The sequence below is a fragment of the Spirillospora sp. NPDC029432 genome, assembly GCF_040703975.1.
Taxonomy (GTDB): domain Bacteria; phylum Actinomycetota; class Actinomycetes; order Streptosporangiales; family Streptosporangiaceae; genus Spirillospora.
Genome location: NZ_JBEZWH010000028.1, coordinates 22,075 through 40,792, shown reverse-complemented (window position 1 = coordinate 40,792; position 18,718 = coordinate 22,075). Strand labels below are relative to the sequence as shown.

Sequence of the window (18,718 nt, the reverse complement as noted above, 5' to 3'; positions counted from 1 at the left end):
CCGTATCCGTCACACATCGCACAGAGCGCTAGCCGAGTCTGCCCGCCGCGTTCGGGCTCTGCTTCCGAGCCCAGTTGCCGCACTATCAGGAAGCGCCGCGCCGATAACCACTTCCAGCCGCGCCCGTTGCAGGACACGCACCTCTCGACATTTCTGGGTTTTGTCACGCAGCCGCTTTTTCGTTTACGGTCATGTCTCGCAGCGCCGCCCGTACCTCCTGCGGATCAAACCGAACCTGTTGCCCGATCTTGTAATACGGGAACAGTTCGCGGTAGTGGTCGTACACCCACGATTTCGGTTTGCGGAGGAACTGCGCGAGTTCGGTGATGGTCCAGAGCTGTTCTGGATCACTCATGCGCCTTTCTCCTCTCGCCCTTCCTCCTGCCGCTGTTCGGCGATTCGGCGCGCGGTCAGTACGCGCTGACTGATGTGGCCGGCGAGGATCTCTTGCGCTTCTGTATAGCCCTGCCCGGCGAATCGCCAGTGCGCGAGCACCACCGTGGAATCAGGGGAGGGAAGCCCGTTTCGTTCGCGGGAGTCGGCCGCCTTGTGGTCGGCCCGCACCTGCCGCAGTGCCCCGAGGGTGACCGAGTAGCGGCGAGACTTGGTCGCGAAGTGCCCCCGGAACCCGAGCATGTGCGCCCACGGCCGCAACCGCAGGTCCGCCATTTCCGGCAGGACTCCCAGGTCCCAGCACGTGCGGATCATCTGGCGCGCGTGCTCCGTCACCGCGAGCCGGTCCAGGTCCAGGCCCCCAGCGGTACCGGCCCCGCTGCACCGCTTGCAGACCGCCGGGCCGTGCCGCCCGCTGATGGTGCCCATGCCCTTGCACCGCGCGCACGACAGCCGCCGGTCGATGGCGCCAGAGGTCTCGGCGCCCTTGGTGGAGTACTTGGCGATGTAGCCCGCCACCGCCTCATCGGACAGGCCAGCACCGTCCCCGCGCACCACGATCGCCCGCACGTCGATCTGATCGCCCCACGTCAGGACCCGCCGCCCGCCGCCGGGTTCGGGCGAGAGCACCTGCACTCGCCGCGCCGCATCGGGGAGTGCCGCCGCCAGTAATTCGGCCGTGGCCCACCCGGGCGGGGCATCGTCGTGACCGCCGGGCCCGTCCAGGCGGATCACCGCGTGAAAGTGGACCAGCCCACGCCGCTGATACTCGGCCACTTTCGCAAACGAAACCCGCACCAGCGCATCGAACCGGCGCCGCGACATCCCGGCCCGCCGCGCCAGCTGGCGCCGTAGCTCCAGTGTGAAGCGGTGCCACAGCTTGCCCGCGTGCGCTTGCCAGAGCACCGCCCCGACGTAGTCGTAACACTCGGCGCAGATCGGCTGCCCGACCGGCGCATCGTCGGTGGCATGCCGAGCCCCGCAGTGCTCCGCCGTTCCGTGCGCGCACACCCCACGGTCCCGTCGGGGACGACACGCCACCGCCTTCCCGCCCCGCTCCCGTCGGGCATGTACCGCCCCGAACGACGGCGCCGTGAGGGTGGCGAACACGCGCGGGTGTTCCCGCACCGCATCGGCAACCCCCTTGCCACCCGCGAGGCCAGAGCGGATGAGTTGGAACACGTCCCGCCGATAGACCTCTGAACACGCCGGGCACACCGACCCGCGCCGATTCCCGCACGCCACCAACAGGTGTCCGGTGGGCTCATCAGCCGTCCGATACACATGCAGCACCGACCCCGTGGCAGCGTCGATCACCTGCGACTCGCCCACCAGCCGCACCGGCGCCGAGCAACCACCCGTAGCCGCCACCTGGCGCGTCCAGCGTTCGTACCCTGGCGCCGAGATCACCTCGGCCACCGCCCGCATCCACGGGGGCACAGCCGCAAGCCCGTCGCGATCGTCGCTCCCCTCGTTTCCGCTGGTCGTCTCCTCGTGAGCCATCGGACACCACCTCCCGCAACACGTGCCACTAGACGTAGCACCACATGTCCTACATCTCTCTGGACGCTCGACACGTTACACAAGACGTGCTACCTCTTGTAAGGAAGAGATGGCGTGGACCAACGACTTTCGAGAAAGGCGCGACCTATGACCGACGACAAGGGCCCCGCACGCTGGCGGATGGTGACCGATCACATGAGGACCGAAATCCTTGACGGTTACTACCAGCCAGGCCAGGCCCTCCCCGGCGAAGCCCATCTGGCCAGCCACTACGCCACCTCACGCCCCACGGTCCGCAAGGCCATCGCCCAACTGGCCGCCGAAGGACTGTTGACCGTCGCCCATGGGCGCGGCACCTTCGTGCGTCCCCGCCCCGACCGGCGCCTCATCGCCATCGGTCAAGGCCCCCATCTCGACCTGCTCAGCCCGGACTACGATCTGTTCACCGCCGGATGGGAGCCCGTCACCGTCCCCAGCGACGCCGAACGGGAACACTCCGGGCTAGGCCACCGCGTGCCGATCCCCAACCCATGCTCCATCGAGACGGCCGAGACTTTGAGGGTCCGGCGCGGGCACATGGTGGTCTACCGCTACGCCTTCTGGCAGCACGCCAAGACACACGCCCGCATCTACGTCGAATCGAACATCCCCGCCGAACTCCTCGGCACCATGCAGGGTGAGGGCCCCCGCGAGACCTTGCAACGCAATGTGGAGCCCGCCGAGTTCTACGGGCATCTAGCCGATACACGCGGCCCGCTGCGTTGGACGACCGCCGTTCATGCCGCCATGCCCAGCGGAGACGAGATCACTGACCTGATCATGGAGCCCACCGGAACCCCGCTCATGGTCGTGCGCCGCGTCACGCTCGCCGCCGACGGGCGCCCGCTGGAGTACACCGAGATCCGCGCACCCGGGGACAGGTTCGAGGTCGCCAGTGCCGCCGACAGCGAGCCCGGTACCGAATACATCGCACTCACCCTCTGAAGCGGAACCAGCCTGCGCTGATCACGATGGGCTCAGAGTTTCTTTACTGTTTCAAGGGCCCGCGCAAGCGCGGGCCGGGCGCGGGGCCGGGCCCGCCCACAGCAGACCGGAACCGTGGACGGCCCGCACGCGCTTTGCGCGTGCGGCCTTGGGGGCCGTTCGCAGCGCGGCGCCCGCCCACGGCCCCGGTAACGCTATGGACGGCCCGCGCCCGCCGCACCGCGCGTGGCCGGGCACCGAGCATCAGCCCGATACCGGGCAGCGGCTTCCACCCGATCAACTCTCAGGCGGGAAGGTGCCCACGGCGCCGGCCCAACTCCCTCACGGTCGCCCTACGGGTGGCCTACGGCCATTCCACCGGCCCCTCAGTGTCGAGGCGCCCGGGAAGCCGCGGCCCTCTCATCCGGCGTCAGTGCGGGATACCGTCGATGAGGTCACGGGCCCCCTTGCGCAGAAGGTCACCGGCCACGTACGCGCCGAGGTCTGCGCCCTTGTCAGGCTGTGACCATTCCTGAGCGTGCACGAAACGGGATCCATCCCGGGTGAACACCATCCCGCGCAAGCTGAGCTGCCCGTCCCGTTCCAGTCGGGCATGACCGGCTATCGGACTGTTGCAGTGCCCACGCAGGCCATGCAGCATCGTCCGTTCCGCGCTCACGCACCGCCGGGTCTCGGTGTGATCCAGTAGCCGCACCAGCTCCACGATGTCGTGATCGGCCTGTCGGCAGTCCACCGCCAGCACCCCGGAGCCGACCGCCGGAAGAATGTCGAGTACCTCGCCTGTCCGATCGATGCCCAGTCGGGTGAGGCTCGCCGTGGCGAGAACGATCGCGTCGAACTCTTCACCCGAGTCCAGCCGTCCCAGCCGCGAGTTCACATTGCCCCGCAGGTACTCCACACGGAGATCAGAACGGATCTGCCAGAGCTGTGCCCGCCGCCGCACGGCAGAGGTTCCCACCAGCGCCCCAGGCTTGAGGTCTTCCAGCCGTTGGGCCTTGGCCGCCATCGGGAACAGCATCACATCGGAGGTGTCGTCCCGCTCGATGTACGCGGCGAACACCAGCCCCTCAGGGCGAGGCACATCGCCAGGTACGTCCTTGAGGCAGTGAACGGCCAGGTCCACCCGCCCCGTCAGCAAGGCGCGGTCGATCTCCCGCATGAACGCGCCCTTGCCGCCCAGTTCGCCCAGGTGGCCCCGGTGCCGATCGCCCGCCGTCTGGATACCGGTGATCTCTACCGAGACGTTGGCCAACTCTTCCAACCGCGCCGCGACGGCTCGGGCCTGCATCATGGCCAGCGGAGAGGTACGCGTTCCGAGCCGCAGCATGCCGCCCCCGCCAGACCACGAAAAGGCGGATTGCACGCCGGACTCCGAAGCGGGTACCAGATCGGTCACGGCCGAGACACTACCGGAGCCACCTGCTCCTTCTCCCTGATTCATGCCCGCCCTCATTCCCATCCCTCGCGCTCGACTGTGACCAGTTCGGCGCGGCCCAGTTCGATCAGGTGGCGGGCGACCATCAGGCCCTCATGGCCGTAGCCCAGGTTCACCTCGGCCACGTCCAGCCGGTCAAGCGCGGTCTTCTCGGTGCGGGCCCGCACCCACGCCTCACGCTCGCGGATCGTCTCCACCCGGGTATTGAGCGAACCCAGCACACTCCAGAGCGCGTCGACCGCATCGAGCAGGTGCTCCAGCGACAGCGCCGTGTCGGACAGCGAGAGCTTCTCCGACCGGAGTTCGGCGGCGTCCCGCAGCTCAGAGGCACGCTCAGACAGTGCTTTGATCTGTTCCGGAAGGCCCGTCACCGCCGCCCCCCGTGTCGCATGGCCGGGACCTGTCCGATGCCGCCCAGCACCGGCAGATCAGTCACCGCGCCGCGTTCGATCGGCCAGTGCTGCACCTGCACCACCCCGGGCGGGACCAGGTTCAGCCCGCCGAACAGGCCCGTGATCTCCTCATGGGTGCGGAACCGGCTGCCGGGCGAGGTCGAGCCGGCATACACCCGTTCCACCTCGGCCACCGCGTGAGGGTCGGCGCCGGTGGAGCACACGTGCGAGATCACTACCGCGCTACGCGGCCCCAGCGGTTCGGTGAAGGCGGCCACGATCCCCGCCGGGTCTTCGTCGTCGGCGACGAAGTGCAGGACTGCCACCATCAGCACCGCCACCGGCCGATCCCAGTCGATGAGCGCGCCGAGATCGGCGATCAGGGGACGGGGGTTGCGGATGTCGCCGGGCAGGATCGGCATTGCGCCCAGTTGTGCCCGCGCATGCGCGAGAACGACCGGGTCGTGATCGACTCCGACCACCACCGCATCAGGAGCGAACCGGCGCGCGATGTCCAGGGTGTTCGGCGCGGTGGGGAACCCGGTGCCCAGGTCGATGATCTGGTCGATGCCCTGCTGCGCGCACCAGGCCACCGCCCGCCCCAGGAACGCCCGATTGTCACGCGCCGCCTTCGGAATCGACGGCACCACCTTCTCCACCGTCTCCGCCGCGTTCCGGTCTTCTTCGTAGTTGTCCTTGCCGCCCAGGAAGTAGTCATACATCCGCGCCGTCGACGGCCGCCGCATCGTGTGCTCCAGCGCCGCGCGCACATCGAAGGGCTCATCGAAGCGCCGCGCCATCACTCGACCTCCCGCGCCAGGATGCCCGCCAGCACGGCCGGAGCCTGCTCCACCTCATCCACCGGGACCACACCCTCACCGGTCCCCGCCACCAGGAACCACCAGCGACCACCGACACGTTTCGCTTCCACTTCCACCGACCACTCAGGCCGGTCCACGTGAAGCACGTTAGCACCGGCGCCGCCCCCGCCCGTCTCACCACCCCACACGCCAGCCCATACGGGCGTTCGGCCCCAAGCCCTTCCGCCGACCGGTGCACCAACACCGCGTCCAACGCCGCCAGGTGCAACCGCCCCTCACCCACGGCCACGCTCAGCCGTGACCCGGCCCGCTCCTCTCGATCAACGTCCACAGCCCCATTCGCCACATTCAGTCCCCTCATTGCCGGATCTTCGTTTCTGTGACTCGATCCGACACCCGAGGCCACAAGCGTCAACACCGCGTCCCCAGTGCTTTACGGGACGTTGGAGGCGTGCTACAAACGTCCCCTAACGCCCCCCAGGGACAGGCGCTTGATCATGAAGAATGAACGGCTTCGAAGTGTTCTGATCAACAGCGGCTATACCGAGCAGCAGTTGGCCGAGGAACTCGGGCTTGACCCCAAGAGCGTTCAGCGCTGGATCACGCGTGGCGTCACTCCCAGAAGGCCGGCCGCCTACCGGACGGCAAAGCTTCTAGAGGTCCCGGTCGCTTGGCTCTGGCCCGACCTGGAGGGCGATCGGGAGGCTACGTCCCAATCGGAGGTCGTCACCCACTACGCGCACCGGGCGAACACTCCTCGGCAGTTGTGGAATGACCTGCTGACCAGCACCAAGAGTGACATCTGGATCCTGGCCAATGCCAGTCTCTTCCTGCCCGAAGAGAATCCGGATTCGATCGAGATCATTCGCGCCAAGGCACGCGATGGCGTCAAAGTCCGGTTGGTCCTAGGCGATCCCGACAGCCCCGAGATGGTGCTTCGCGGCGTAGAGGAACGACTCTATGACGCCATCCCCGCGCGTATCCGTATGGCCTTGACCTACTACAGCCCGTTGGTCGGCACGCCCGGGATCGACTTCATGCTGCACCGTACGTCCCTCTACAACTCGATCTTCCGCTACGACGATCAGATGCTCGTCAACCAGCACATGTACGGGACGTACGGGTACATTGCGCCGATCCTGCATCTACGCCGGATCGAAGGCGCCGACCTCTTCGATACCTACCTGAACAGCTTCGAACGGGTCTGGGAGACCGCAGCCCCCATCGAGGAGTCCAACTTCTGGCAGCAGCGAACCCGGACAGGCGAGGCTACGACCCCGCCCCCCTCCGCACGCCCGTGACCGCAGCAACGACGGCGGCTGTATCAACGAGATCCGGGAGCACCACATCAGGTCCCTCCGCGCGCAACCGTTCAACGCTGTCACTGCCTGACGCCACCGCCACCACGTAGGCGCCGCCCAGCCGTCCGGCCTGCACATCGCGGGGAGTGTCACCGATCACCACGGTGTTCGCCGCGTTGAACTCTATGCCGTGCTTCGCCGATGCCCGAGCTTGAGCGATCCCCACGAGATTCGCTCGGACGATGTCATCCGACCCGTAGCCGCCGATCTCGAAATCAAGCCCATGGTGAAGATCGAACGTTGAGACCTTGGTGAACGCGTTCGCTTTGATGTTCCCGGTCAGAACAGTCTGGACCACACCGGACTCAGCTCCCAGGGCAGCGATTGCCTCACGGGCGCCAGGCAGAGCGAACCCGACTTCCCTAAGCCGAGACGTCCGAGACGAAAGCGCGGTCGCGAGCACATCACCAAAGCGTGCTTCATCATCCGCCGTCACCGTCAGGCCGTGCCGTTCGACGAGGTCCCGCAGGATGATCGGGTCCGTGCGCCCATCGGTCCTTGCCCGATGCTCGGCGCCACGCCCCGTGAGCAGTTCGAAGGCAGCCGCGTAGGTCTCCTTGCTCACTCCGCCGTTCTCGATCAGCGTGTGATCGACATCCCACAGCACCAGCACCGCACGACCGCCCAGATCTCCAGTCACGCCGGCCACCCTACGAGGGGCCGTACAGCTCCGCCTAGCCCGGCCGCCCAGCGCAGAGCCCAGCAGCGCGCACAAGGTTGACCTTTCTCACCCGCCCGCCCACCCGGGGCAGGCGCGGCCCCGGGTTTCTCGCCACACTGGAGCCACCAAGCCCAGCAGGGAGAGCCCGTGCGCCACGACGAGAACGGGGACCAGGCGACCGAACTCGCCACCACGTGGACCGAACAGCTACGTCGTACCGGTCATGTCCGAGTGCGTTTCGAGCACGACGACGAGCGCGATCTCTTTCGCCGAGCCGGACGTAGGGCGGGACGGATGCTGAACCGTCCTGTCCGGACGGTGGTCACCGGAGATCAGGTCCACGTGATGCTGAACGATTGGATGGACAACCCGCTCAGGCATCGGCTCGAAGCATCCCGTACCCGCAAAGCCATCGACGCAGCGTTCGCCGAGGAGGAGGCAGAGTCCGAGCGTGAGGACACTGCCGCGCAAGTGACCCCCATCCGCCGCGTACGCCCTCACACGGACTGACACTCCCACAGCCGCCCCGGAACACTGCCGACGAGACCGAACGCACATGGGCGCCTGCCGAACCGAGGCGCCCAGGCTCCAGGTGAAGGGGTTCCCAACCAACCCCACCACCCAGCCCTTACATTCGTGCCGCTACGCGGCCAGCGCTCTCTACAGCGCGCGACAAGCAGCGTGAACGCCACGCATCACGTCGCGGGGAGCACAGGGCAGCATCGGCGACGGCTAAGCGTGCGCACGGGTGGCCGGATGCGTCCTTGACCGGGGACCCCTAGCGGGCCGCACTCCGGGCCGATGCGGGCAGCCCCACGGGCGCCCGTTCGCCGGGCAAGGCTACGCGACCCGCCGCCCCGATCAAGGCCGCATCCGTCCACCCACACCCAGCGGCCCCAGAGCCCTACCGCCAAGCCGCCCACCAGGCCGCTTCGCGTCACCGACACGTCAACACCACGTCATCGGGAGGGGTCTGAACGCCCACGAACGGACCGGACGGGCCCCGAAGCACGCTCCCCGAGACGCCGCCAAAGAGTAGGGCTGACCTGGACGGACACCACCGCACCGGAGAACTCCGGAACGGTCGGGAAGGTCCAGGCCAGCCCAGCGGCGAATCTATGCGATGGCGAGCACTTATGGTGGTCTGCATGTGCGCAGGCGTTCGGCAGGGTGACACGGGCAACGACGCGGGCGACGCCGCCCCCTCGCTGGTCGCGTGGGGCAACGCGTGGCTGACCGGACACGTCGGCCTGGACGAGGCGGTCGACGCGGTCGAGAAGACCGCCGGCCCGCAGATCGTGGGCGGCGCGGCGATCATGGCCGTGGGGCCGGGCGGGACGCGCGGCGGCGAGGCCACGCTCCGCAGCGGCCTGGGCGACCTGCGGGTCGAGGGCCTCACCGGGCTGCGGCTCGCGCTGCCCGCGCCCGGCGACCCGCTCGGCCTGACCGGCCCGCCCGCCTTCAACCGCGCCGCGCTGGACGCCGGGGCCGCGGTCATCGCCGTCCTGCCGGACCGCGCCGTCGGGCTGGTGCCCGCCGAGGACCGCCGCGGCTCCTCGTACGTCGGCGTCCGCTGGGAGTCGTACGAGGCCGCGCCCGCCGTCCCGGACGTGCCCGCGCTGGCGGACGCCGACCGCCAGCTCACGCTCGCGATGCGGGACGCCACCGAGGCGCTGCTCACCGTGGACGACGTCGACGGCTTCCCGCCGGAGATCGCCGACACGCTGGCCGACCTGCGCGATCCCGACCGCGGCGACCATCCGCTCGCGCCCGGCTACCCGCAGCGGGCGCACCGCGTCGCGGCCCTCGCCGGGCGGCTGGCACTGGTGGTGGATCTCGCGCGGTCGCTGGACGGCCGCGGCCTGTCCGCCGACCAGATGGGCCGCCGGGCCGAGGCGCTGCGGCTTTTGGACCGTGCCGTACGGCGCGCCCGGGTGTCGGCGTGCAACAGCGCGTTCGACCACGTTCCCTGAACCGTCCCCGGTGAACGTTCCGGAAACGCCGAACGGGGCGCCCCCGTCACCTTCGCGGTGAGGGAACGCCCCGTACGGGAACGCGGTTCGCCGGAACCGTCCTGATCAGGAGCGGACGACGAGGGTGTTGACGATCTTGTCGGCGAAGGTCTGCTTGCGGTCGTCCCACAGCGGCCACAGGTAGCCGATGTAGCAGGCGAAGCTGTCGGCCGCGTGGCAGATGCGGCGCAGGAACGCCATGCCGAACCCGATCGGCTGGCCGGTCTGGCCGCCGACCACCCGGATGCCCATCTGCTTCTTGCCGATGGTCTGGCCGGTGGTGCCCTCCTGGTAGATCATCCAGATGCCGGCGCCGAGGGCCAGCAGGTAACCCACACCGATGAGCAGGAAGCCGATCATGGCGCCGGCGTCACCGGCGGCGGCGAGCAGCATGGCCACGATGTAGAGCAGGATGAGCGGCCCGGCGATGATCAGGCCGTCGATGAGGGTGGCGCCGACGCGCGAACCCCACTCGGCCAGCTGGCCGGTCGACCCGTAGTGGTGGTGGTGCACTTCCTGCTGGCCGTACCCGGGCTGCGCGGCCGGCTGCTGGCCGTACCCGGGCTGGGCGGCGGGCTGCTGGCCGTAGCCGGGCTGCTGGCCGTACCCGGGCTGGGGCTGGCCGTACCCCGGCTGGGGCTGCTGCTGACCGTAGCCGGGCTGCTGCTGACCGTAGCCCGGCTGCGCCGGCTGCTGGCCGTAGCCCGGCTGCTGACCGTAGCCCGGCTGCTGACCGTAGGGGTCGTAGGGGTTACCCACACTTGCTCCTTATTGATTGACCCTTGTGGTGTATGTGACGCCCGCCGGACCCGGAGGGCTCCGCAAGTTTGGCCGACGAATCGCGCGGCTTTCAAACCCGCAGTAGCCCGAGCCTGACAAGCTGCCACAGCTCCGACCCCAAGAGGGCGGTGCCGAGCACCCACATACGGGTGTTCGGCTGGAGTGCCCGCCACCGGTCTCCCAGGCCCAGCGGCGCGAGCGCGAGCGCGACGGCGCCCGCGAAGGCCACCGGGTTCGCGAGCACGGCCTGGGCCGGACGGCCCGAGCCCATCTCGATGAACACGGTGGTCCCCCCGCACAGCGGGCAGGGAATCCCGGTGACCGCCCTCAGGGGGCAGAGCACGCCGGGGTCGTTGACACGATGGATCCATGCCGCCCCCATGGCCGCGGCGGCCATGGCGGCGACGCGCAGCACAACGCCCACAGGGCCGTGCCGCGCAGCAGTGAGGGTCCGGCCGACGAGCTCGCCCGGCACACCCTGCGGTGCACCGGTGGCCCGCGCCCCGGGCACTCCCCCCAACGAATCCTCCGCCTCGATGACTTGGTTCGAGTGACCCGTATATCGGGTGCACCCCAAGGCCGGTCAAGACCTGGCCACCATCCGCGACCGGACCGTGACCTGAAGCTCGATCGTTTCCACCTCGGGGGAAAGCGTAGGACAAAACACCAGCAGGTGGAGCCCTCTTTATCGTGAACGGCGCGCGGCGGCGCCCATGCGCGGGTTCATCGGCGTGTCGCGAGGCCCGGCCGGGGACGGCGTGCCGGGCGGTCGGCGGGACACGAGAGGGCCACCGGATCCGGGCGGAACGGATCGGCGGGGCGGGACGCGCCGGTGCCGCTCAGGCCTGGCTCTGGGCGGCGGCGCCGACCGTGACCGGGGGCTCGGCGCCGGCGATGTGCTCGGCCTCGACCACGTCGGCGATGACGCCGGTGATGTTGTCCGGGCCGCCGTTGCCGCGGGCCAGCTCGATCAGCCGGGCGATCGCGCGGTGCGGGTCGGCCTCGGCCGACAGCACCTCGTAGATCGTCTGCGCGTCCACCGGGCCGCTCAGGCCGTCCGAGCACAGCAGGTAGCGGTCGCCCAGCCGGGCCTCCCGCAGCCGCAGGTCGGGCTCGCGGTCCTCGCGGCCGTCCAGGACCCGGTACAGGACGTGCGACAGCCGGGAGACCTCGGCCGGGTCGGCGGTGCCGCCGGCCTGCTCGGCCTCCTCGCTGAGCAGCTGGTCCATCGTGTGGTCCTTGGTGATCTGGAAGAGCTCGCCCTCGCGCAGCAGGTAGCCGCGGGAGTCGCCGATGTGCGCGAGCGCCACCGAGGCGCCGGACCAGAGCATCGCGGTGAGCGTGGTGCCCATCCGGCTCAGGTCGGGCCGCTCCTCGCGGACGATGCGCAGCTTCTCGTTGGCCTCGGCGACGGCGCGGCCGAGCGTCTCGACAAGATCGCTGGGAGGGGTGTCGGCGTCGAGCGAGCGCAGCGAGGCGATGACGGTCGAGCTGGCGACCTCGCCGCCCGCGTAACCGCCCATCCCGTCGGCGACCGCGATCAACCGCGCGCCGGCATAACCGGAGTCCTCGTTGTTCTCACGGTTGCATCCGATGTCACTGCCTGCTGCGTACCTGATTGCTACGTTCATACCGATTTCGATGACGATCCTGTCAGAGGAGTTGTATCACTCGCCGGCCAGTCCATGGCGGACGGCGTACAACGCCGCCTGCGTCCGATCCTGCACTCCCAGTTTCATGAGCAGATTACTGACGTGGGTCTTGACCGTCTTCTCGGAGACCGACAAGGCACGGGCGATCTCCCGGTTGGACCTGCCCCGCGCGATCTGCACGAGCACCTCCCGCTCCCGTTCGGTCAGCGCGGCCTGGCCGCCGCGGTCGTCGGCCGCGTCCGTCCGCACCATCGCCTCGGCCGCGTCCGGCGCGAACAGGACATGCCCATCATGGACGGCCCTGATCGCCTGGACCAGCGCCCGCGGGTCGACGTCCTTGTAGAGATACCCGGCGGCACCCGCTTGTACTGCAGGCAGCACGTGCCCCCGTTCCGTGACGCTGGTCAGGACGAGAACGCGCGCCGCCACCCCGCGAGCCCGCAGCTCCGCCAGCGCGGCCAGGCCGTCGGCGCCGGGCATCTTGAGGTCCATGAGCACGATATCGGGCTTGAGCGATTCGGCCAGCGACACGGCCGAGAGCCCGTCGTCCGCCTCGCCCACGACCTCGATGTCGTCCTGGACGCCCAGGAAGGTGCGCAGCCCCTGGCGGACCACCGGATGGTCGTCGGCGATCAGCACTCGGATCACTGCCCCCACTGCACCCTTCCGCTCGGTACGCACCGGAACCGCCCCAGCATGCCTCACAACGGCACCTCCAGCCGTACGACCGTGCCGATCCCGGGCGCGGCGTCGATGGAGAGGGCGGCGCCCGCCGCCTCCGCCCGGTCCCGCATCGATGCCAGCCCCAGGCCGCCGCCGGACGCCTCGCCGTTCGGGACCGCGGCCGCCGGGTCGAAGCCGGCGCCGTCGTCGGCGACCTCCAGCACGGCGTGCCCGCCGCCCGTACGGAGCCGTACCTCGACGCCGCTCGCCCCGGCGTGGCGCAGCGCGTTGTGCAGCGCCTCCTGCGCGATCCGGAACAGGGCGGCCTCCTGCTCCTCCCCGAGCACCACGGCCGCGGCGGCCGGGTCGGCGGCGAACCGCACCTCGGTCTCGTACGCCCGGTCCAGCACCTCCACGTGCTTGCGGAGCGAGGCGACCAGGCCGTCGGCGAGGTCGGCGGGGCGCAGCTCGAAGATGACGGCGCGCAGCTCGGCGAGGGCCTCGGCCGCGAGCCGTTCGACCTGCGCCAGCTCCCGGACGGTACGCTCCGGGTCGCGCTCGGCCAGCGCCGCGGCGGCCTGCGCGGTGAGCCGCAGCGAGAAGAGCTTCTGCGCGACGGCGTCGTGCAGCTCGCGCGCCAGCCGGTTGCGTTCGGCGACGACCGTCAGCTCGCGGTTGTGCTCGTACAGGCGGGCGTTCGTCATCGCGATCGCGGCGTGCGCGGCGAAGAGCGTGAGCAGTTCCTCGTCCCGCTCGGTGAAGCCGGCCGGGCGGTCCTCGCGGCGGTTCTTGTTGGCCAGGAAGATGATCCCCAGGACGTCCGAGCCGTCCCGGATCGGCACCCCGAGGAAGTCCTTGAGCACCGGGTGCGCCGTCGGCCAGCCCTCGAACTCCGGCTCGCGGCGGATGTCGGCGAGCCGCTTGGGCGCGTTGTCGCGCAGCATCGCGGCGAGCATGCCGTGCTGGCGGGGGAGCGGGCCGATGGCCTCCCACTCCTCCTCGGAGACGCCCTCGACCACGAACTCGGCGAACGAGCCCTCCTCGTCGGGCACGCCGAGCGCGGCGTAGCGGGCGTCCAGCAGCTGCGCCGCCGCCCGGACGATCACCTGGAGGACCTCGTGGACCGACAGGTGGCGGGTGACGGCGAGCACGGCGGAGCTCACGGCGTGCAGCGCCGCGCCGGCCTCGCCCGGCTCGCCGGCCCGCACGCGGCCGTTCCCGCTCTCGGTCCCCATGCCCGCCTGAAACCTGCCCATCCGCCGCGCCATGGGCGTGTCGCGCCCCCGTCAGTGAAGAACGTACTCCCCGGACGGACCCCGCCGAATCAGCCGAGCGGTGTAGGAAGCGGCCGGTTCCGGGCCTCCTGCCGGAGTGGCCGGGGCGTTCCCTGTCACTCTGCCGGGTTACCCCCTCCTCGTCCGTTCCGGCGGGCCGCGGGACGGAGGTCCTAGGACCATCGGGCGAGGCGTCCCGGGACCGCTCGCCCGATGCCTCCGCGGACCTTCCTTTCTAGCGTCGAGGACATGACCGGAACAGTGAAGACGGCTCTCGTCACCGGGGCCTCGCGGGGCCTCGGCAAGGCCCTCGCCCGCCTCCTCGCCCAGGACGGCTGGCGGCTCGTCATCGACGCGCGCGGCGCGCCCGCGCTGGAGGAGGCCGCCAGGGAACTGGAGGCGGCCGGGGCGGACGTCACCGCGGCGGCGGGCGACGTCGCCGACACCGCGCACCGGGCGGCGCTGGCCGCCGCCGTCCGCGACGCGGGCGGGCTCGACCTGCTCGTCAACAACGCCAGCGTCCTCGGCGCGACGCCCATGCCGCGGCTCGCTGGCCACCCCCTCCCGGACCTGGAACGGGCCTTCCAGGTCAACACGCTGGCCCCGCTCGCGCTGATCCAGGCGTTCCTGCCCGCGCTGCGCGAGCGAGGCGGCGCCGTCCTCAACATCACCTCCGACGCCGCCGTCGAGGACTACGAGACCTGGGGCGGGTACGGCGCCACCAAGGCCGCCCTGGAGCAGCTGTCCCACGTGCTGGCCGCCGAAGAGCCCGCCATCGCGGTCTGGTGGGCCGACCCGGGCGAGATGCGCACCGCGATGCTGCGCGAGGCGGGGGAGGACGCCGACGCCGCCCCGCCTCCCGAGGAGGCCGCGGCCGCCCTGCACCGGCTGATCACCGACCGCCTGCCCAGCGGCCGGTACCGCGCCGCCGACCTGGCGGCCGCCCGATGACGACCACGATCGACGCGTCCGTCCAGGGGGCCGGGGAGGCGCGGGAGCGGGGCGTCCTCGGCCCCAGCCACCGCGCGTCCACCATCGGCATCGTCCTGGTCGTCACGCTGCTGGCCTTCGAGTCGATGGCCGTCAGCACCGTGATGCCGGTGATCACCCGCGATCTGGACGGGCTGGCGCTGTACGCGTGGGGCTTCAGCGCCACCCTGATCGCCGGCCTGCCGTCGACCGTGCTGGGCGGCGGCTGGGTGGACCGTTCCGGCCCGGCGCGGCCGCTGCTGGCCGGGCTGGGCACGTTCGTGGCCGGGCTGGCGGTCGCGGGCGCCGCGCCGTCCATGTGGCTCTTCGTCGCCGGCCGGGCCGTGCAGGGCGTCGGCACCGGCATCGCGATGGTCGCCACGTACGTGCTGATCGCCCGCGTCTACCCGGAGCGGCTGCGGCCCCGCGTGTTCGCCGCGCTGTCGGCCGCGTGGGTGCTGCCGTCGCTGCTCGGCCCGGCGCTGGGCGGCCTGGCGGCCGAGCGGCTGGGCTGGCGCTGGGTGTTCCTGGGGCTGATCCCCCTCGTGATCCCGCCGACGCTGATGCTGGTGCCGGCGATGCGCGGGCTGCGCCGTACCGAACCGGCGCGGACGCCCGGCGCGTCCAAGCGCTACCTGGCGGCCGTCGTCGCCGCGGCCGGCGCCGCCGCGCTCCTGTACGGGCTGGACCACCCCGGCTGGGCGATCCTCCCGGTCGCCCTGGCGGGCCTCCCGGCCTCGTCACCGGCCTGCCCCGGCTGCTGCCTCCCGGAACGCTGCTGATGCGGCGCGGCCTGCCCAGCGTGGTGCTGGTCAGGGGACTGCTGTCGGGCGCGTTCTTCGGCATGGACGTGTTCATCCCCCTCGCCCTCACCTCCCTGCACGGCTTCAGCCCCACGCAGGCGGGCGTGGTGCTCACCGTCGCGGCGCTCGGCTGGTCGGCGGCGTCGCAGTACCAGGGCCGGTCGCGGCGCTCCCAGGCGTTCTTCGTCCGGCTCGGCGCCGTCCTCGTCACGGCCGGGATCGCCGCGTCCGTGCTCACCCTCCAGGTGTCCGGCTGGCCCGCCGCCGTCACCTGGATCATCGGCGGCGCCGGCATGGGCTTCGCGATCGGCAGCCTCAGCGTCCTGATGCTGCGCCTGTCTCCGGAGGACGAGCAGGGCGCCAGCTCCTCCGCCCTCCAGATCGCCGACATGCTCGGCTCGTCCCTGGTCGTCGGCGTCGCGGGCGCGCTCGTCACCGCGTTCGGCACCGGGACCTCGGGCCGGCTCGCGCTGGGCCTCGGCGTCGCGGGCGCCGTCTTCGCCGCGATCGCGGGCCTCGGCGCCGTCGCGGCCCTCCGCCTCGAATCCCGCCGCACACCCCGCCCTACATCCCGCCGGATCGGAGCATCGTCATGACGGAACTGGTGGACTTCGCGCTTCCACGGACCCTGGAGGCCCACGAGCCTCCTGAAGAGCGGCTGAGCCGTAGGCGCGACGGCGTACGGCTCCTGGTCGGGCACCGCGCCACAGGGGAGGTGAGCCATCACGACTTCCGGGATCTGCCGGCGCTGCTGCGTCCGGGAGACCTGCTCGTCGTCAACACCTCGGCCACCTTGCCCGCGGCCGTGCGGCTCGACCGTCTCGTCGTGCACTTCTCGACGCCCGTTCCCGGGGACGACGACCGGTTGTGGCTGGTGGAGCTGCGCCGCCGTACGGGCAAGTCGAGCGTCCCCTACCGGGGCGGCTCCCCCGACGAATGGATCCCGATGCCGGGGCGCGCCAACCTCACGCTCGTACGGCGGCAGACCGACCGCCTATGGGCGGCGCGCCTGAGCACGGACGTCGTCCCATACCTGCGCCGCCATGGCATGCCCATCCGGTACGGCTACGTCCCCAGGGAGTGGCCTACGGCCGCGTACCAGACCGTTTTCGCGTACGACAAGGAGACGGGCAGCGCGGAGATGCCCAGCGCGGCCCGTCCCTTCACCACGGAACTGGTCACCCGCCTGGTCTCCAGGGGAGTGCTCATCGCCCCCATCACGCTGCACACCGGCGTCGCCTCCCCCGAAGCCCACGAACCCCCTTACGCCGAACGCTTCGAAGTCCCCGAAACGACCGCCTCGATCGTCGAACACGTCCGCGCCAGTGGGGAGGGCCGCGTCATCGCCGTAGGAACGACCGCCGTACGAGCCCTGGAAACGGCCGTGGACGCCACCGGGCACGTACGGGCCGCCAAGGGGTGGACCGACCACATCGTCACCCCGGAGCGCGGCGTACGGGCCGTGGACGGGCTCCTCACGGGCCTGCACGAGCCCAGGTCGTCCCATCTCATGATGCTGACGGCCATCGCCGGGCACGACCTCCTGAGGGCCGCCTACGAGGCGGCTCTGTCCGAGCACTACCTTTGGCATGAGTTCGGCGACCTCAACCTCCTTCTGTAAGGGCGTCCGTATGGTGGACACGATGCGCGGTCCTTCGGGTCGGCCCGGTAACGTTGTGAACAGCATGAACGGGTCAGCACAGCGCACGCTGCTCATAACGCTCACCGGCCGCGATCGCCCCGGGGTGACATCGCGCCTCTTCAGGACACTGTCCGAGTTCCCGCTCACGGTCGCCGACGTGGAGCAGGTCGTGATCCGCGGCCGGCTCGTGCTCGGCGTGCTCGTGACGTACGACGAGGGCACCGACATCGGCCGGGTCTGGACCGCCGCCGAACGGGTCGCGAACGATCTCGACATGGAGATCGAGATGTCGACCGGGCGCGACAAGGGCCTGCCGAGCCGCCGCGGGCGGCTGCACGTGACCGTGCTCGGCGCCCCGCTGCGGCCGGCCGCCATGGCCGGGATCGCGGGCCGGATCGCCGCCGGCGGCGCCAACATCGACCGCATCGAGCGGCTCGCGCACTACCCGGTCACCTGCATCGAGATGGACGTGTCCGGCGCCGACCCGGAGGCGCTGCGCGCCGGGCTGGCGATCGAGGCCGCCGAGCGGCAGGTCGACGTGGCCGTCCAGCACGGCGGGCTGCACAGGCGGGCCAAGCGGCTGATCGTCATGGACGTCGACTCCACCCTGATCCAGGGCGAGGTCATCGAGCTGCTCGCCCGGCACGCCGGCTGCCTGGACGAGGTCGCCAAGGTCACCGAGGCCGCGATGCGCGGCGAGCTCGACTTCGAGGGCTCGCTGCGGGAGCGGGTCGCGCTGCTGGCCGGGCTGGACGCGAGCGCGATCGACGAGGTGCGCGGGCAGGTCGAGCTGGCCGCCGGCGCCCGCACGATGGTCCGCACGCTCAAGCGGCTGGACTACAAGTTCGCCATCGTCAGCGGCGGGTTCACGCAGGTCACCGACGCGCTGGTGGAGGACCTCGGGATCGACTACTCGGCCGCCAACACGCTGGAGATCGAGAACGGCAAGCTGACCGGCCGCGTCGTCGGGCCGGTGCTGGACCGGGCCGGCAAGGCGACCGCGCTGGAGCGGTTCGCCCGCGAGGCCGGGATCCCGGTCAGCCAGACGGTCGCGATCGGCGACGGCGCCAACGACCTGGACATGCTCCAGGCGGCCGGGCTGGGCGTGGCCTACAACGCCAAGCCCGTGGTCCGGCAGGCCGCCGACACCGCGGTCAACGTGCCGTACCTGGACACGATCCTGTTCCTCCTCGGCATCTCGCGGGACGAGGTCGAGGCGGCGGACGCGGCCGACGCGGCGTTCCGCGACGCCTGACCGGCCCGCCGTCCCTGCCGCCCCCGCCGTCCCGGCGATCCCGGGGCGCGCACGACTATCGCTCCGCCCGATCCGGGTACATGCTGATCATCAGGAGCGGTACGGGGGGATGACGAGC

Annotated in this window: 21 protein-coding genes; 9 read left to right on the top strand and 12 right to left on the bottom strand. The window is 70.7% G+C overall.

Annotation, left to right across the window (positions count from 1 at the left end):
• Positions 1 to 163: 163 nt before the first annotated feature.
• Entirely contained in the window at positions 164 to 355 is a 192-nt protein-coding gene (locus AB0881_RS22375; protein ID WP_366619440.1) for a helix-turn-helix domain-containing protein, read from the bottom strand.
• Entirely contained in the window at positions 352 to 1,896 is a 1,545-nt protein-coding gene (locus AB0881_RS22370) for a replication initiator (protein WP_366619439.1), read from the bottom strand. Before AB0881_RS22370 ends, AB0881_RS22375 begins: the two co-directional genes overlap by 4 nt.
• A gap of 147 nt (positions 1,897 to 2,043) precedes the next feature.
• Between AB0881_RS22370 and AB0881_RS22365 the strand changes: the two genes are divergently transcribed.
• A complete protein-coding gene (locus tag AB0881_RS22365; protein WP_366619438.1) occupies positions 2,044 to 2,880 on the top strand; it encodes a GntR family transcriptional regulator in 837 nt (278 codons plus the stop codon).
• A 409-nt stretch (positions 2,881 to 3,289) separates the two neighbouring features.
• Here AB0881_RS22365 and hemC read toward each other — a convergent pair whose 3' ends face one another.
• The 4 genes from hemC to AB0881_RS22345 are packed head-to-tail and all read right to left on the bottom strand — an operon-like array spanning position 3,290 to position 5,665.
• Positions 3,290 to 4,276, bottom strand: coding sequence for a hydroxymethylbilane synthase (gene hemC, locus AB0881_RS22360; RefSeq protein WP_366619436.1), 987 nt, complete (start codon positions 4,274 to 4,276; stop codon positions 3,290 to 3,292).
• A gap of 53 nt (positions 4,277 to 4,329) precedes the next feature.
• Positions 4,330 to 4,686, bottom strand: coding sequence for a hypothetical protein (locus AB0881_RS22355; RefSeq protein ID WP_366619434.1), 357 nt, complete (start codon positions 4,684 to 4,686; stop codon positions 4,330 to 4,332).
• Positions 4,683 to 5,507: an SAM-dependent methyltransferase gene (locus AB0881_RS22350; protein ID WP_366619432.1), complete on the bottom strand. Its 825-nt coding sequence runs from the start codon at positions 5,505 to 5,507 to the stop codon at positions 4,683 to 4,685. Before AB0881_RS22350 ends, AB0881_RS22355 begins: the two co-directional genes overlap by 4 nt.
• On the bottom strand, positions 5,507 to 5,665 hold the full coding sequence (locus tag AB0881_RS22345; RefSeq protein WP_366619431.1) for a hypothetical protein: 159 nt from the start codon (positions 5,663 to 5,665) through the stop codon (positions 5,507 to 5,509). The genes AB0881_RS22350 and AB0881_RS22345 overlap by 1 nt, the downstream gene beginning before the upstream one ends.
• A gap of 360 nt (positions 5,666 to 6,025) precedes the next feature.
• On the opposite strand from AB0881_RS22345, the gene AB0881_RS22340 reads away from it, so the two are divergent.
• Positions 6,026 to 6,829 carry an XRE family transcriptional regulator gene (locus AB0881_RS22340; protein ID WP_366619429.1) on the top strand — a complete coding sequence of 268 codons (804 nt, stop codon included), beginning with the start codon at positions 6,026 to 6,028 and terminating at the stop codon, positions 6,827 to 6,829.
• On the opposite strand, the gene AB0881_RS22335 is transcribed toward AB0881_RS22340, so the two are convergent.
• Positions 6,798 to 7,529 carry a haloacid dehalogenase-like hydrolase gene (locus tag AB0881_RS22335; RefSeq protein WP_366619427.1) on the bottom strand — a complete coding sequence of 244 codons (732 nt, stop codon included), beginning with the start codon at positions 7,527 to 7,529 and terminating at the stop codon, positions 6,798 to 6,800. The two genes, AB0881_RS22340 and AB0881_RS22335, sit on opposite strands and share 32 nt — an antisense overlap.
• A gap of 168 nt (positions 7,530 to 7,697) precedes the next feature.
• Between AB0881_RS22335 and AB0881_RS22330 the strand changes: the two genes are divergently transcribed.
• Both AB0881_RS22330 and AB0881_RS22325 read left to right on the top strand, forming a co-directional pair.
• Positions 7,698 to 8,060, top strand: coding sequence for a hypothetical protein (locus AB0881_RS22330; RefSeq protein ID WP_366619425.1), 363 nt, complete (start codon positions 7,698 to 7,700; stop codon positions 8,058 to 8,060).
• Between the two features lie 638 nt (positions 8,061 to 8,698).
• Entirely contained in the window at positions 8,699 to 9,523 is an 825-nt protein-coding gene (locus AB0881_RS22325; protein WP_366619423.1) for a hypothetical protein, read from the top strand.
• Between the two features lie 105 nt (positions 9,524 to 9,628).
• On the opposite strand, the gene AB0881_RS22320 is transcribed toward AB0881_RS22325, so the two are convergent.
• The 5 genes from AB0881_RS22320 to AB0881_RS22300 form a co-directional block, all read right to left on the bottom strand.
• Positions 9,629 to 10,321, bottom strand: a complete 693-nt coding sequence (locus AB0881_RS22320) for an RDD family protein (protein ID WP_366619421.1) — start codon at positions 10,319 to 10,321, stop codon at positions 9,629 to 9,631.
• A gap of 91 nt (positions 10,322 to 10,412) precedes the next feature.
• Entirely contained in the window at positions 10,413 to 10,757 is a 345-nt protein-coding gene (locus AB0881_RS22315) for a DUF2752 domain-containing protein (protein WP_366619419.1), read from the bottom strand.
• A gap of 424 nt (positions 10,758 to 11,181) precedes the next feature.
• Positions 11,182 to 11,973, bottom strand: a complete 792-nt coding sequence (locus AB0881_RS22310; protein WP_366619417.1) for a protein phosphatase 2C domain-containing protein — start codon at positions 11,971 to 11,973, stop codon at positions 11,182 to 11,184.
• 36 nt (positions 11,974 to 12,009) lie between these two features.
• Positions 12,010 to 12,642, bottom strand: coding sequence for a response regulator transcription factor (locus AB0881_RS22305; RefSeq protein WP_366619415.1), 633 nt, complete (start codon positions 12,640 to 12,642; stop codon positions 12,010 to 12,012).
• Positions 12,643 to 12,695: 53 nt separating this feature from the next.
• The gene (locus tag AB0881_RS22300; RefSeq protein ID WP_366619413.1) at positions 12,696 to 13,913 is read right to left on the bottom strand and encodes a GAF domain-containing sensor histidine kinase; all 1,218 of its coding nucleotides are present in this window, start codon (positions 13,911 to 13,913) and stop codon (positions 12,696 to 12,698) included.
• Positions 13,914 to 14,180: 267 nt separating this feature from the next.
• Between AB0881_RS22300 and AB0881_RS22295 the strand changes: the two genes are divergently transcribed.
• From AB0881_RS22295 to serB, 5 genes are all read left to right on the top strand, one after another.
• Positions 14,181 to 14,882, top strand: coding sequence for an SDR family oxidoreductase (locus AB0881_RS22295; protein ID WP_366619411.1), 702 nt, complete (start codon positions 14,181 to 14,183; stop codon positions 14,880 to 14,882).
• Complete coding sequence (locus AB0881_RS22290) at positions 14,879 to 15,682, top strand: MFS transporter (RefSeq protein ID WP_366619409.1); 804 nt, start codon at positions 14,879 to 14,881, stop codon at positions 15,680 to 15,682. Before AB0881_RS22295 ends, AB0881_RS22290 begins: the two co-directional genes overlap by 4 nt.
• Positions 15,682 to 16,299, top strand: a complete 618-nt coding sequence (locus tag AB0881_RS22285) for a hypothetical protein (RefSeq protein ID WP_366619407.1) — start codon at positions 15,682 to 15,684, stop codon at positions 16,297 to 16,299. Before AB0881_RS22290 ends, AB0881_RS22285 begins: the two co-directional genes overlap by 1 nt.
• On the top strand, positions 16,296 to 17,324 hold the full coding sequence (locus AB0881_RS22280; protein WP_366619405.1) for an S-adenosylmethionine:tRNA ribosyltransferase-isomerase: 1,029 nt from the start codon (positions 16,296 to 16,298) through the stop codon (positions 17,322 to 17,324). Before AB0881_RS22285 ends, AB0881_RS22280 begins: the two co-directional genes overlap by 4 nt.
• A gap of 64 nt (positions 17,325 to 17,388) precedes the next feature.
• The gene (gene serB, locus AB0881_RS22275) at positions 17,389 to 18,600 is read left to right on the top strand and encodes a phosphoserine phosphatase SerB (RefSeq protein ID WP_366619403.1); all 1,212 of its coding nucleotides are present in this window, start codon (positions 17,389 to 17,391) and stop codon (positions 18,598 to 18,600) included.
• Positions 18,601 to 18,718: the final 118 nt, after the last annotated feature.

Coding starts and splice junctions, on each gene's coding strand:
- AB0881_RS22375 (WP_366619440.1), bottom strand. CDS start 355: ATGAGTGATCCAGAACAGCTCTGGACCATCACCGAACTCGCGCAGTTC.
- AB0881_RS22370 (WP_366619439.1), bottom strand. CDS start 1,896: ATGGCTCACGAGGAGACGACCAGCGGAAACGAGGGGAGCGACGATCGC.
- AB0881_RS22365 (WP_366619438.1), top strand. CDS start 2,044: ATGACCGACGACAAGGGCCCCGCACGCTGGCGGATGGTGACCGATCAC.
- AB0881_RS22350 (WP_366619432.1), bottom strand. CDS start 5,507: ATGGCGCGGCGCTTCGATGAGCCCTTCGATGTGCGCGCGGCGCTGGAG.
- AB0881_RS22340 (WP_366619429.1), top strand. CDS start 6,026: ATGAAGAATGAACGGCTTCGAAGTGTTCTGATCAACAGCGGCTATACC.
- AB0881_RS22325 (WP_366619423.1), top strand. CDS start 8,699: ATGTGCGCAGGCGTTCGGCAGGGTGACACGGGCAACGACGCGGGCGAC.
- AB0881_RS22310 (WP_366619417.1), bottom strand. CDS start 11,973: ATGAACGTAGCAATCAGGTACGCAGCAGGCAGTGACATCGGATGCAAC.
- AB0881_RS22300 (WP_366619413.1), bottom strand. CDS start 13,913: ATGGGCAGGTTTCAGGCGGGCATGGGGACCGAGAGCGGGAACGGCCGC.
- AB0881_RS22295 (WP_366619411.1), top strand. CDS start 14,181: ATGACCGGAACAGTGAAGACGGCTCTCGTCACCGGGGCCTCGCGGGGC.
- AB0881_RS22290 (WP_366619409.1), top strand. CDS start 14,879: ATGACGACCACGATCGACGCGTCCGTCCAGGGGGCCGGGGAGGCGCGG.
- AB0881_RS22285 (WP_366619407.1), top strand. CDS start 15,682: ATGCGGCGCGGCCTGCCCAGCGTGGTGCTGGTCAGGGGACTGCTGTCG.
- AB0881_RS22280 (WP_366619405.1), top strand. CDS start 16,296: ATGACGGAACTGGTGGACTTCGCGCTTCCACGGACCCTGGAGGCCCAC.
- serB (WP_366619403.1), top strand. CDS start 17,389: ATGAACGGGTCAGCACAGCGCACGCTGCTCATAACGCTCACCGGCCGC.